Genomic DNA, 13,241 nt, shown 5'->3' with positions numbered 1-13,241 from the left:
GACATGAGGATTCTGCATACAGCTGATTGGCATTTAGGGAAAACGCTGGAAGGGCGTAGCCGACTTGATGAACAAGCTGAATTTTTAGATGAATTGTATAGAATCGTCAAGGACGAACAAATTGATGTGGTTGTGATGGCTGGTGATGCCTTTGATACAGTCAATCCTCCTGCTAGAGCAGAACAGCTTTTTTATGAAAGTCTATCTGCTTTATCAGATAAAGGGAAGCGGCAGGTTGTTGTGATTTCAGGTAACCATGATCATCCAGATCGTCTATCTGCGGCATCTCCCTTAACAAATGAGCGAGGAATTCATTTAATTGGATATCCAACCAGTGACCTCATCCGTGTGGACGTTCCTTCTTCGAGTGAACGTCTATTGATTGCAGCACTTGCTTATCCATCAGAGGCGAGGTTAAACGAGGTGTTGGCTGAAACATTTGATGAGAAACTGCTGAGGGATCATTACAACCAGAAAATACAACAATTATTTCATCATTTAAGCAATCAATTTCAGCCAGATGCGGTCAATATAGCGACTAGCCATATTTATGTAGCAGGGGGGAGTCAAACAGACTCAGAAAGACCGATTGAAGTTGGAGGTGCTTATACAGTTGCGGCTGAAAGTCTGCCGGAAGAAGCTTGTTATGTCGCACTCGGACATTTACATCGTCCGCAAACAATCAAACGTGCAAAAACCATTGCCCGCTATTCTGGATCACCACTTGCCTACAGTTTTTCAGAATCAGGCTATGCCAAGTCAGTCACAATTGTGGATGCGAAACCTAATGAAAAAGCAAGCTGGCAAGAAGTGTTTTTATCAAGTGGTAAGCCGCTTGTGAAGTGGAAGGCGACTGAAGGGTTAAGTCAAGTGCATAAATGGATAGATGAGAAACGAGATCTTCATGCTTGGATTGACTTAGAGGTTCATTTAACAGATCAACTATCAATCGAAGACATCCATCAGTTAAGAAATCAGCATAGCGGATTTGTACATATTAGACCAAAGTTCCGTGAATTACAGCAAATTGAAGATCAAAAAAAACAAGACCAACTCTCTATTGAAGAACGATTTGTTAAATTTTATGAGCGACAAACAGGTGGTGGACTACCTGATGAAAATACAGTAAAGCTGTTTTTAGAGCTTGCAAATGAAACGCAAGAGGAGGAAGCGACATGAAGCCGATCACGCTAACCATTAAAGGTCTTCATAGCTTCAGAGAAGAGCAAACCATTGATTTCAGCTCATTATGTGATGCAGGTGTGTTTGGCATATTTGGGCCGACTGGAAGCGGCAAGTCCTCCATATTAGATGCTATGACACTAGCACTCTACGGCAAAGTCGAGCGCGCCTTGAATAATACCCACGGTATTTTGAATCAAGCTGAGGAGAAGCTGTCGGTTTCTTTTACTTTTGCTTTGCAAAAGGAGCATAAAATTTCTTATAAAGTCGAACGTGCTTTCAAGCGTGCAGATGAAATGAAAGTCAGAACAACACTATGCCGCCTTATTGAGATCAGCGATACACAAACTGTTCTTGCGGATAAAGCGAGTGAAGTTAATCGTAAAATAGAAGAATTACTTGGATTAACCATTGATGATTTTACGCGAGCAGTTGTCTTGCCTCAAGGGAAGTTTGCAGAATTTCTCTCATTAAAAGGAGCAGACAGACGTCAAATGCTTCAGCGTTTGTTTAATTTAGAAAAGTATGGTGATCAGCTTGTCAAGCGTTTGCGAGCAAAGGCCCAGCATGAATATGGACGGAAAAATGAACTGCTAGCTGAACTTACTGGTTTAGGGGAGGCTGGACCAGATGCGCTAGCAAAAGCAAAGCAAGCCGCTGAGCAAGCAAAAGCGGTTTTTTATGAAAAAAAACAGGCGCGGGACGAAGCGGTAAATGCTTTTACAGAGGCGCAAGCGATATGGCAATATCAAGAGGAGCAGCAAGCATATAAAACAGAACAAAACAAGATCAACCTGCTTGCGCCAACTATTGAAGAAAAAAAGAAACAACTCGAAACTGCTCAGCAGGCAGAGATGTTAAAGCCATATGCAGATGCATTAACAAAATCTATAGTCCTGCTTACTCAAGCGGTAAAAGAGAGGCAGGAAGCTGAAAAAAATCTCCTCCAGCAACGTACAGTTTATGATCAAATGACGCAGGAGTATGAGCGTAATAGACAAAAGAAATTAGAGACTGAACCAGAGCTTCTCAAAAAGAAAGAGCAGCTTGTTCATTTAAAAGAAGTCGAACGTAAAAAAGAAGCGGCTTTTCAGGAAAAGGCGGTATTGGAACAGCAAAAAACGGAAAAAACTCAGCAATTGGCACACAAAAAAGAAGAAGCTGAAAATATCCATTCTTTATTAGAGCGTGCTCTTACGAAACAAACGCAGCTGAAACATGAGTTGGAGCAATTACATGTGCCTTTAAAAGAGAGGAAAAGTGTACAGGAGGCTTTGCGTTTAAGTGAGAGTGTTCAAAGAATCAACCTGAACATTCAAAAAGAAGAACAAAAACTTGAGGAAGTAGAAAAGCGATCTTCATATGCAGTACAAGTATATGAGAAGCTTCAAAAACATCAAAAAGAACATCATGAAAAATTAGATCAATCGTTTCAGGCGATTGAAGAGCTTTATTTCTATGTATGTGAATTAGAACGAGCGCTCACAGCTGTGAGCAAAAAAGAGCATCATCAAAGAATCGAAAAGCTAAAACAGCGTGATGCAGCAAGAGCTTCAGAATTAAGAAAAGAATTGGCTGCAAAACTAGTGGATGGTGAGCCATGCCCAGTGTGCGGGTCGATACATCATGATCCGCAGGTTGCACTAGCTGATGAGCACGAGGAGACCGTTGCCCATATCGACGAAGCCATCGAGAAGATTGATCAAGAGCTAAAACAAGCAGAAGAATACGCTAGGGAGATGTATGTAGCAAAACAGAATTTAGAAACGCACTCAAATCATTTAGTCAAGCAATTTTCTTTTTTATCTCAAAAATCCCCCGATACGGAGGTTGCAGCGGCAGTTGAATCAGTGGAAAATCATCAGTCTCTGCATCACATCATTCAAGAGTGGAAAGGCATCAAACAAGATATTCAAGGGATTGAGAGTAAACTTTCTCGTTTAATGGATGATACTCATCATACAACGGCAGAGATGAGTAAAATGGAGGATCAGTTGCAATTTGAACAGCAACGTATCCAAGAATTACATGAGCTGATTGAGGGGCTTCAAACTGAGCTTGCAGATCAAACTAAACAATTTGAACAGGCATTCCCAAACTTTACAATGAATCAAGTACACGATTTGCAAAGGCAAATAGATGAAAAGGATCAACTAGCTGAAGGTTTTAAAGAACGTATTGAGAAGAGCATTGCATTTTTAGAAGAAAAACAGCAGATAAAAGAGCAACTGCAAAAAAACATATACGATTTAGAGATGGAGCTTCATAAATTAGAGCACCAGCTAGAAAGCCAACAACAGATTATTCATCAATATGAAACAGACTTAAGTCGCTATCCATTAACAGCTTCATCTGTTTCAGAACTGATATCGGTTGAACAATCATTAACTCATTTGAATGAAAATGAACAGCAATCATACCAAAAATTAAAGCAGGCACAGCAATTATTTAGTGAGGCACAGAGTCATTTTTCAAGTAGCGAGCGTCAACTGCAGGAAGCTAAGCGACGAAATCAAGAAGCTGAAGCAGCATGGCAAAAAGAAACAGAGTCATCCAGCTTTACCAAGCCGCAGGAGATTGAATCTGCCTTAATGGATCGAACTGTACGTCATACGGTAAAACAAGAAATTGAAGATTTTGAGGATAAAAGGAAGCAATGTGCAGCAAACTTAAAGCGAATTTCTGAACTGCTCAAAGATAGGTCATTGAATGAAGAGCAGTGGACGGACGTCCAATTAAGAAAAGATGCGGCAGAAAAAGCACTGGAAGAAGCGGCAGCGATGAGCGGTTCCGCCAATGAACATTTACGTGTCATTGAAGCAAATCATCAACGTTTTTCAAGCATTCATGCACAATTACATGAGTTACAACAAGAAATTGATCGGCTTGATAAGTTGCAAACCGTTTTTAAAGGGAATGCTTTTGTTGAGTTTTTAGCAGAGGAACAGTTAGAGAGTGTGAGCCGTGATGCATCTGCTCGTCTCGGTATTTTGACAAGACAAAGATATGCTATAGAGGTCGACTCAGAAGGGGGCTTTGTTATGCGTGATGATGCAAATGGAGGGGTAAGACGTCCAGTGTCAAGCTTGTCCGGCGGGGAAACCTTCCTTACTTCATTAGCGCTTGCACTTGCTCTTTCAGCACAAATACAGCTAAGAGGAGAATTCCCGCTTCAATTCTTTTTCCTTGATGAAGGATTCGGCACACTTGATCAAGACTTATTAGATACTGTCATTACTGCACTAGAAAAGCTTCAGTCGCAAAACTTGGCAGTTGGTGTGATCAGCCATGTAGAAGAATTAAAGATGAGACTGCCGAAAAAACTAATTGTCCATCCAGCAGATCCAAGCGGGAAAGGGACAACGGTATCAATGGAATTGATGTAAATATTTGGGGTGTTGACAGGATGGCCAAGCAAACAATGGGATTATGTGAGTTGTGCGGAAGACAAGAAGTCCTGCTTACGGAACATCATTTAACACCAAGAGAGGAAGGCGGGGCATTTTCCCCGACCGCCTTCCTGTGCATCCCTTGCCATAAACAAGTGCATGCCTTATATACAAATCAGGAGCTTGCGGCACGTTTAAATACAATTGATGCGTTGAGACGAGACGAAAAGCTCACTTCGTACATCAAATGGATTCGAAAACAGCCGGCAAGCAGGCTGGTCAAAACAAAAAAATCAAGACAACGCAGAAAGAAATAAGCATAAAAAAGCACTCCTCTAGGTGAAATCAGTGTATAGAGGAGTCGCTTTATGCATTGCCTACCATATTCTGATCATTTAAGTCAGGATCTACATAGTTGGTTGCGCTAATGCCATTATTCAATATCAAAAAATCTCCGGTATTTCCCGCTCCAGAACCTAGAGCTGATTTTGACGAACTTTTAGGCGAAAGGTAAAATGAATCACCCACGTTTACGACGCCTCCAGAAATAGAGTTAATGTAAATTGGTCCGACAATTGCTGGCATAATCGACATCCTTTATCCGAAGTCATATCACCATCATATGCGCATGTGGGTCCATTTGTGAGTTTGGCTAATTTTCGTCATTGCTAAATAGCTCTCGAATGTGCTTCACTCGCGCCACAGCATTTATTTCACAGCTAGAGCCAATTTGATAAATAGAAGAGGAAGAGACCCCTTCTACATGTATCGAGGAAACTTTAATAACAGGCTTTTCATGGTAAAATGCGGTTCTGACTGATCGTTCTGGCAGCATCTTGGGTATTGACTGATAATATACTTCAAATTCTTTTGCATTGAAATTCCCTTCATAGCTATAAAACAAGCTAATCGTTCTTTGAACAGCTAAAACTTTTATTTTCGGGCATAGCTCTTGCGTATCTCCAATTTGAACCACACTAGAAATTCCGACAGAATTCACCTTTGAGAATTTCACTTGTGATGTGCGTTTCATCATTATCGAGGTCCTAGAGGAACAAACGGACCAATAATGAGTGATTCTGGCGGAGTATCAAAAATTGAAGATAATTGTACATGGTCTGTGTCCCCAATGATAAATAATGAAGAGGACGAAACCCCAGTTACTTTAATACTCCCAGTCTCGATGTTGCGGTTGACGACTGTGAAATTCATCCGTTTTCCTCTCCTTTCGTTTCATTTGGAATGTGAGTTAAAAAGTGCTCAATCGCTCTTTTGACATCATGCTTCACGTATTCAGCTATTTGCTCTGAACGCTGCAGAGGAGTCATATCTTCCCTTTGCGGCAGTTGTCCCGCATAGTATTTGATTCTGCTGTCAATTTGCTTTCGGATGTCTTCGATAATATGGTGTTTGTTGCTTTCATCAAGACTGCCTTCATATCGCTGCTCTAATTCTTCAAGAAGGTCAGGTGCTTCTTCATTTAAGAAAGAATCGACAAGCTGACGTGTTTGATTGAAAAATTGATCAGCCATTTCTTGCTGCATCATCCCAATTCCCGGCGTGGTTGTTTGGCCTACTTCAAAATTTTGAACACTGTTAGGATCAGATGGATTGAGGCCAATATTTAATGTGCCTTCCAGCCGCTCGATTTTCAGTTGATCAAATTGATAATCAATTCGTTCAATATTCGTTGTCGGTTTATCTTTGATCATTTGTATTTCCTGCTGAAGCTCGTTAATCTTTTTTTCAAGCATCATAATTTGTTGTGTTTGCTTTTGAATCATGCCGTACATTTGCGAAACATTGACTTGGTAGTCATACATCTAGATACACCTCCGGGGATTGCAGATGAACTTAAGTTGGTGACTGAAGCGGAACAAAAGGTGCTGTGCTTGCTCCTTCAGATTCTTCAATTCCTTGTGTGCTTGTTGCTGCAGGTGCTGGTTCAACATAACTTCCTGTGTTATACAGATTGGAAAGAGCCTTGATGGATCCAGCACTCCCAATTTGCAGAACAGACGAGTTACTCACAGACTCCACGCGTAAATAGTTAATCTGTATCGCTTGATTAATATAGAAGTTCAATGCATTCTCACTCCTTACAAGTTGCCAACAAGCGGTTGATCAATGACATCACTGTCGTACGTATTTGTCACACTTTTATAGTTGTTAATGCGCAATTGATCACCAGTGTTAAAACTGCCTGCTCCAGCAAACGTTTTAACCTGACTGTTTGGAGAAATGGTGATGCAGTCTCCAACATGAACGACTCCGCTCGTTCCGACCGCATTCACTTTAAAGGCTCCAACGATAGCCGGCATAGCGGTGCACATCCTTTATAAAATGAAGGCTTTTTGATTTTGGGCGTTTCACCATAGCTTATGATGGGTCTTTCAATGTGTGATTGTCTTTTGTTTAGAGGAATAGGTGTATGGCTTACCCTTTTTTCGAGCAATCTTTTGAGGTGTGTTTAATGCCTTTATTTAAGAGTGTGTCTAGTTCTTGACTGCACCGTATAGTTTCTTCAGCGTTCATACCGAATTTTTTTGCAGTCTCAATTAAATGCAATCTTTTTTGTTCAATCTCATAATTGATCATAACGGACGCCAACTCTCACATTTTTTATCAAATAGAAGGATATGGTTAGTATACTCTATTTTTCTAAGGAAAAAGCTGTTTCGTCAATATGAGTAATAAAGTGACAAAATTCGAAAGTATCCTTATCAGTCAGATGTCTCTTTCCTAATCTCAGTTTGCAAATATTGTCGTCTTTTGTTGATATACTTTCGTATGAGGTCACGTTCTACATGTAAAGCGTCTCTTCTTTCTTTCGTATATGGATCCTCCTCTATCCGTTTCTCAATGGATGTATGCCAATTCTCTATCATTGGAGAAAGGCGTTCTTCTGAAAACTGTGTGTCCAGTACCTTTTGGAAAAGAGCATAATAGGCTTTTTTAAATGAACGGATATCTAGTAATCTAGCGGTTAATGTATTAAAACCGCCCACTGGAATATAGTCGAAAGCCATTTCTTCTCCATGAATGTCACGTCCCCATGTGGCGTCATAATCCCAAGGAAGCACTTGGAACTTCCCATGTTCATTCAAGTAAAGTGCATAATTATGAACAAACCCATCGAAGTTTTGGGTGCATACAACACCAATGAGCCATAGGAAATATTGTGTCACGTCAAGATACTGCTCAATTTTTGCTGCGAATACGTCGTCTGTTGCTGTGTTTAGAAAATAGATAAACTCACTGAGACGCTCGTCATGTTTGGCTGTACCCACTTTTTTTTCGTAACCAAGAAGGAGGTGTTTTTTAGGTTTTTTATCAAACGAACTGAGGAGAGAGAAATTGGCGTCATCATCCACTGCGTAATAAATGCCGCCAACCGATAGCTGGCGTTTTTGAAAAAACAGCTCATCAACGGATTCAATTTTTAAATAAATGCCTTCTTTTCTCCCGTTGATGGTCAAAAAAACATGCGAAGTAGCAGGACTTAACACACCAATCTGTTCAAAGAAATAAAAGGAAAGTCTGTTCCGAATAAAGGAAGGGTCATTGTACTCGGCGTTTAAGTGAAAGATGGCTTCGCCTTGTCTTTGCTTCGGTTTTCGATATTCAATTTGATACGACTTTTTCTTCAGTTTTCTAATGTGTGATCCGCGATATGAAGCATAGATATGTGACTTGCTTTTACCAGTTTTCAGTATCGCTTCAACGGGCTCATCATTCCATATGTCTTTTTTCAATTCAATGAGATTCTTTGGATGAATCCAGATATCAAGATTTTTTAAAGGTTCTGCGGTCATGCTTGAATCAGCCTCCTATTCTCTTCTTTACCATATGAATATATAGGAATGTCCCGTACCCGCCGAGTAGGTATTCATGGAGTTTTCCAACAAAGAGGCATTCGCCAAGAACACTTGTCTATTCAATCTCGTACCATAAAGAAGAGAAGATAAACAGTTTTGTCTGTTTGTTTTGTCAAAGAATAGACTGGGAGGCGAATTGTCTGTGAGCACATTTGATCATTCACATATTGAACATGCGGTTGAGTCACTAAGAAGTGAGGGACGTGATCATCACCTAGACCGTGAACCAGAGTCGAGACATTCACACAAATCATCTCGTTCTCATCGTTCCAAACGATCTCAAAAATACCGTCACTGGTTCTTTGGTGGAGGCGGCTACCGCAAGTCATACCGTAGCAAAAAAAGCCACAAAAGCTATCGATCTAAAAAAAGCCGCTGCTCAAAGAAAAGTAAGAAGAGTGAAAAGTCGTGTAAAAGCAAAAAATCATGCAGAAGTAAAAAATCATACAGAAGCAAAAAATCATGTCGCAGCAAACACAGGTCATATGATAAGAAAAGCCATCGTTCCAAACGAAGCCGTCGATCTAAACGATCCTATCACCGTAGCAGAAGTCATTCTTGCAGAGGATGCGGAAAGAGAAAGCATCATGCTCGAAGCAAAGGAAATGTTCATCGTAAATGGGATCAAGGGAATATGTGGGAGTATCGACGCTTCCGTTAAATCTGATACTCATTTCCTTAAAATCATGTTTTTTGAAACCCTTTTTAAAAGAGAGTATGATAAAAAAGGGTTTTTTTTATTTGGTAGAGAAATAAAATTGAGACATCATTACTTAAGCAAAATGAAGATTGTGAGGGGAAGGCATGAAGTTTTTTACAGGCGAGATACACAACAGCGTTTTTATAGGAGTCGTCATTGATGATAAGTGGGTGATGGATGTAAAGAAGGCAGAAGCGAAATTATTTGAACTAGAGACTTTGCCTAATTCTTTATCTGAATGTGTCAAGATTGGGGACAAGTTTGTCGAGCATGTCAAACAACTCCTTGATTGGGCTGAGAAAAAAGAAGAGGAGCGCGGCTCTTATATTTATCCGATGGCGGACGTGAAACTCCTTGCACCGATTCCAAAGCCATCTAAAAATATCATATGTGTCGGAAAGAACTACAAAGATCATGTCATAGAGATGGGAAGTGCTGCCGATATTCCAGAAGACTTAATCATTTTTACGAAGGCCCCTACCTCAATTATTGGGCATGAAGCCGACGTCTTACTTCATGAAAATGTGACGAGTGAACTAGATTATGAAGGGGAGCTTGCTATTGTCATGGGCAAATCGGGTAAGAATATTCAGCCAGAAGAGGTAAAAGATTATATCTTTGGATACACCATCTTAAATGATATTACCGCAAGAGATTTACAAAAAAAGCATAAACAATTTTTTATTGCAAAAAGTTTGGATACATCTTGTCCAATGGGACCTTATGTCGTTCATAAATCAGTGATTGATCATCACGGAGCCTTGCATATTGAAACTAAGGTCAATGGAGAGGTGCGTCAGTCTGCCAGTACAGATTTAATGATCTTCTCGATCGAGGAGATTGTGTCGACTTTGTCAAAAGGAATGACTTTAGAAGCAGGGGATATCATTGCGACGGGAACACCTTCAGGGGTTGGAAAAGGCTTTGAACCGCCAAAGTTTTTAGCAGCAGGTGATCATATTGAGGTGACCATTGAACCAATCGGCACTTTATCCAATCGCGTGAAATAAAGTGCATGTTGACACAGGATTGTCGTTTTGTGTTCGACTTATTTCATGGTACGATGATGAAGATACTTGTTCTGATAAAGGGGGAATAACAGTTGGGAACACATTTACATATTACAGCGTGGGTGCTAGGTATTATTTTATTTTTCGTGGCCTTTGCATTAGTAGGTAAAAATGACAAAAGTGCAAAAATTGTGCATATGATTGTACGACTATTTTACTTGCTTATTATTGCAACAGGCGCAGAATTGTATGTTCGCATAGGAATGAAAATTCCAGGATTCCAAGGTGAATATATCGGGAAAATGCTACTTGGTATTCTTGTCATCGGCTTAATGGAAATGGTACTTGTACGGAAGAAAAAAGGGAAATCGGTTACGGGTGTTTTTATTGGTTTTATCGTAATCGCCATTGTGACCATTTTGCTTGGCTTGCGTCTGCCAATCGGTTTTCATATCTTTTAATATAGAAAGGGCATTGCATGAACAAAGCAATGCCCTTTTTATGTGACATGAAACTGAGAAATTGATCGGTGACCGCTAGAAGTTGTCCACTCGAAGCGAATCAAACCCGATGCTGAATCACGATGATATTGAAGCGCCAGCGAATGTGTATCTGTCGAAAACTGAAAGAAAGATGCACGATGAAAAGGATGAAAGGAGGAGAAGACGCAATCATAAACGGAAAAATCATACTGCTCTAATATTTCTATCACTTGATAAAATACGTTCTCTGGTACGGACAACAGCAAATCAAGCCAGCCTTTGGCAATCGCTTGCGTATATTGAATGATTTCTCCGCCTTGTACATCGATCAATTGACCGTTTTCATGCAGTATAACCGTTCCAAGCAATTCTCCTTTTCTCCATAAACCGCTTTCTTTTATCAGAATCATGGGGCTTTGAAGACTTTCTGGCATCATGATATCACCTTCTTCATCTTCAATGAGACAATGTTCATTTTCAAGCAGTAAGTAACCGTTGCACCATCTTTGGCTGCTCTGTTGAAGATGCTTCAATCTGCTTTCCATTTGCAACATCTCCTTTCTTCTTTATTTTCTTGCCAAAATTAGCTTGTCCTATACTAAGGGAAAAAAGGACAAATCAACTATCAAGAGAACGATGCATAAACTAAGAAAGGCTGAATGAGAACACTTGATGAAAAACGGATGGGAGCTGATGATGATGTGTGGAATAACAGGCTGGGCAGACTTTAAAAAGCAGCTCATCCAACAGGATCATGTAATCAATCAAATGACAGATACATTATCTAAAAGAGGGCCAGATGATACGAATACGTGGAAAAGTGAGCATGTTCTTTTTGGGCATAAAAGATTATCTGTTGTGGATCTAGAGGGCGGCAAGCAGCCGATGACGTATACACATCAAAACCATGCGTATACAGTTGTATACAATGGAGAGCTTTATAATACGGAGGATATACGAAAAGAATTATTAAAAAGAGGTCACCGCTTTCTTGGGCATTCTGATACAGAGGTACTTCTTCATGCTTACACAGAGTGGAAGGAAGAGTGTGTGAGCCATTTGAATGGGATTTTTGCTTTTGTGATTTGGGACAGTGAGCGAAATTTGTTATTTGCAGGAAGAGATCGGCTTGGTGTAAAGCCATTTTTCTATACGGAACGTCATCATTCCTTTTTATTTGGTTCAGAGATTAAAGCGCTCCTTGCACACCCTGATATGAAAGCAAAAGTAGATTACGCTGGTTTATCGGAGATCTTTGGGTTAGGACCTTCTAGAACGCCAGGGCAAGGCGTGTTTAAAGGGATAAAAGAACTTAGACCTGCGCATGCATTGATCTTTTCGACAGAAGGCTTGCGCGTATGGAGATATTGGAATGTCAAGAGTCAGCATCATACGGATTCACTTGATGAGACGGCTCAGCATGTGAAGCATCTATTTACCGATGCAGTCACAAGGCAACTCGTCTCTGATGTGCCCGTTTGTACATTTCTATCCGGTGGTGTGGATTCTAGTGCGATTACAGCGATTAGTGCCAAGCACTTTGAACAGATCGGGAAAGCACCTCTCCATACGTATTCCATTGATTATGAAGGAAATGACCAATTTTTTGAGGCAAGTCAATTCCAACCGAATGCTGACGGTCCATGGATTGATAAAATGACCAAAGCTTTTCAAACTGAGCATCATAGCTGCATCATCGATCAAAAAGAGCTTGCCGCCTACTTAAAGGAAGCTGTTGAAGTTCGAGATTTACCGGGCATGGCAGATATTGATTCTTCCTTGCTTTGGTTTTGCCGAGAAATTAAAAAGGATTTTGTTGTCGGCTTGTCAGGTGAATGTGCAGATGAGATTTTTGGGGGCTATCCGTGGTTTCATATGGCGAATGAAACAAATGGTTTCCCATGGATGAGATCAACAGAAGCTCGCATTCATCTCCTTCAAGACTCATGGCAAAAGAAACTTTCACTTCAGGAATATGTACAAAGCAAATATGAAGAAACAGTGGCAGAAACGCCTCTTTTAGATGGAGAAACTGGAATTGATAAAGCACGGAGAGAACTTTTTTACTTAAATATGATCTGGTTTATGACGACACTACTTGATCGAAAAGATCGAATGAGTATGGGAGCAAGTCTTGAGGTGCGTGTTCCCTTTGCTGATCATCGCCTTGTGGAATATGTATGGAATATTCCTTGGGAAATGAAAATGCACGGTAATCGTGAAAAAGGGGTTTTACGAAAAGCATTAGAGGGAATTTTACCGAATGAAGTGCTTTATCGCAAGAAGAGTCCTTATCCTAAAACACATCATCCAGCTTATACTCAGGCGGTCAAACAGATGTTAACAGAATGCCTTGCACATAAAGATTCTGCGCTCCATGAATTTCTAGATCCACACCAGTTGAAACAGCTCATTGAAACTGAGGGTGCTTCCTTCCATGTTCCTTGGTATGGACAGTTGATGAAGGGGCCGCAGCTGATCGCCCATCTAGCACAGATTCATCATTGGTTTGAAACATATAGAATTGATGTAGAAGCGTAATAAAGGACCGGTTTTCTTGCAATTGATGAAGAAAGCCGGCTTTTTAATACATAACATGC

At 40.4% G+C, this 13,241-nt stretch carries 16 protein-coding genes; 7 read left to right on the top strand and 9 right to left on the bottom strand.

The window, feature by feature from the left end; translation table 11 throughout:
* Window positions 1-3: 3 nt before the first annotated feature.
* Genes sbcD through ABVJ71_RS06625 form a run of 3 tightly spaced genes read left to right on the top strand, consistent with a single transcriptional unit; the run spans window position 4 to window position 4,888 of the window.
* Window positions 4-1,179 (top strand): exonuclease subunit SbcD, encoded by a 1,176-nt coding sequence (gene sbcD / locus ABVJ71_RS06635; protein WP_353856182.1) that lies wholly within the window; start codon window positions 4-6, stop codon window positions 1,177-1,179.
* A complete protein-coding gene (sbcC, locus tag ABVJ71_RS06630; RefSeq protein WP_353856181.1) occupies window positions 1,176-4,568 on the top strand; it encodes an exonuclease subunit SbcC in 3,393 nt (1,130 codons plus the stop codon). The genes sbcD and sbcC overlap by 4 nt, the downstream gene beginning before the upstream one ends.
* Window positions 4,569-4,588: 20 nt before the next feature.
* On the top strand, window positions 4,589-4,888 hold the full coding sequence (locus ABVJ71_RS06625; RefSeq protein ID WP_353856180.1) for an HNH endonuclease: 300 nt from the start codon (window positions 4,589-4,591) through the stop codon (window positions 4,886-4,888).
* Window positions 4,889-4,937: 49 nt separating this feature from the next.
* Here the strand turns inward: ABVJ71_RS06625 and ABVJ71_RS06620 are convergent, their stop codons facing one another.
* The 8 genes from ABVJ71_RS06620 to ABVJ71_RS06585 form a co-directional block, all read right to left on the bottom strand.
* The gene (locus ABVJ71_RS06620; protein ID WP_003211468.1) at window positions 4,938-5,156 is read right to left on the bottom strand and encodes a spore germination protein; all 219 of its coding nucleotides are present in this window, start codon (window positions 5,154-5,156) and stop codon (window positions 4,938-4,940) included.
* A 67-nt stretch (window positions 5,157-5,223) separates the two neighbouring features.
* Entirely contained in the window at window positions 5,224-5,607 is a 384-nt protein-coding gene (locus ABVJ71_RS06615; RefSeq protein WP_353856179.1) for a spore germination protein GerPE, read from the bottom strand.
* Window positions 5,607-5,783 carry a spore gernimation protein GerPD gene (locus ABVJ71_RS06610; RefSeq protein WP_353856178.1) on the bottom strand — a complete coding sequence of 59 codons (177 nt, stop codon included), beginning with the start codon at window positions 5,781-5,783 and terminating at the stop codon, window positions 5,607-5,609. Before ABVJ71_RS06610 ends, ABVJ71_RS06615 begins: the two co-directional genes overlap by 1 nt.
* Window positions 5,780-6,394, bottom strand: coding sequence for a spore germination protein GerPC (locus tag ABVJ71_RS06605; protein ID WP_353856177.1), 615 nt, complete (start codon window positions 6,392-6,394; stop codon window positions 5,780-5,782). Before ABVJ71_RS06605 ends, ABVJ71_RS06610 begins: the two co-directional genes overlap by 4 nt.
* 31 nt (window positions 6,395-6,425) lie before the next feature.
* Window positions 6,426-6,656: a spore germination protein GerPB gene (locus ABVJ71_RS06600; RefSeq protein WP_353856176.1), complete on the bottom strand. Its 231-nt coding sequence runs from the start codon at window positions 6,654-6,656 to the stop codon at window positions 6,426-6,428.
* A 14-nt stretch (window positions 6,657-6,670) separates the two neighbouring features.
* On the bottom strand, window positions 6,671-6,892 hold the full coding sequence (locus tag ABVJ71_RS06595; RefSeq protein ID WP_353856175.1) for a spore germination protein: 222 nt from the start codon (window positions 6,890-6,892) through the stop codon (window positions 6,671-6,673).
* Between the two features lie 115 nt (window positions 6,893-7,007).
* Complete coding sequence (locus tag ABVJ71_RS06590) at window positions 7,008-7,169, bottom strand: aspartyl-phosphate phosphatase Spo0E family protein (protein ID WP_353856174.1); 162 nt, start codon at window positions 7,167-7,169, stop codon at window positions 7,008-7,010.
* 125 nt (window positions 7,170-7,294) lie between these two features.
* Window positions 7,295-8,386: a CotH kinase family protein gene (locus tag ABVJ71_RS06585; RefSeq protein WP_353856173.1), complete on the bottom strand. Its 1,092-nt coding sequence runs from the start codon at window positions 8,384-8,386 to the stop codon at window positions 7,295-7,297.
* A gap of 284 nt (window positions 8,387-8,670) precedes the next feature.
* On the opposite strand from ABVJ71_RS06585, the gene ABVJ71_RS06580 reads away from it, so the two are divergent.
* From ABVJ71_RS06580 to ABVJ71_RS06570, 3 genes are all read left to right on the top strand, one after another.
* Window positions 8,671-9,309 carry a hypothetical protein gene (locus tag ABVJ71_RS06580; protein WP_353856172.1) on the top strand — a complete coding sequence of 213 codons (639 nt, stop codon included), beginning with the start codon at window positions 8,671-8,673 and terminating at the stop codon, window positions 9,307-9,309.
* Window positions 9,254-10,159, top strand: a complete 906-nt coding sequence (locus ABVJ71_RS06575; protein WP_353856171.1) for a fumarylacetoacetate hydrolase family protein — start codon at window positions 9,254-9,256, stop codon at window positions 10,157-10,159. The genes ABVJ71_RS06580 and ABVJ71_RS06575 overlap by 56 nt, the downstream gene beginning before the upstream one ends.
* Before the next feature lie 92 nt (window positions 10,160-10,251).
* Window positions 10,252-10,620 (top strand): YisL family protein, encoded by a 369-nt coding sequence (locus tag ABVJ71_RS06570; RefSeq protein ID WP_353856170.1) that lies wholly within the window; start codon window positions 10,252-10,254, stop codon window positions 10,618-10,620.
* A 38-nt stretch (window positions 10,621-10,658) separates the two neighbouring features.
* Here ABVJ71_RS06570 and ABVJ71_RS06565 read toward each other — a convergent pair whose 3' ends face one another.
* Entirely contained in the window at window positions 10,659-11,186 is a 528-nt protein-coding gene (locus tag ABVJ71_RS06565; RefSeq protein WP_353856169.1) for a DUF2777 family protein, read from the bottom strand.
* A gap of 154 nt (window positions 11,187-11,340) precedes the next feature.
* Between ABVJ71_RS06565 and asnB the strand changes: the two genes are divergently transcribed.
* A complete protein-coding gene (gene asnB, locus ABVJ71_RS06560) occupies window positions 11,341-13,182 on the top strand; it encodes an asparagine synthase (glutamine-hydrolyzing) (protein ID WP_353856589.1) in 1,842 nt (613 codons plus the stop codon).
* Window positions 13,183-13,241: the final 59 nt, after the last annotated feature.

Origin of the sequence: Bacillus sp. Bos-x628 (genome assembly GCF_040500475.1) — a bacterium.
GTDB classification, from domain to species: Bacteria; Bacillota; Bacilli; order Bacillales; family Bacillaceae; genus Bacillus; species Bacillus maqinnsis.
Note: the sequence above shows the minus strand (reverse complement) of the source record. Positions and strands in the feature narration are given on the sequence as shown.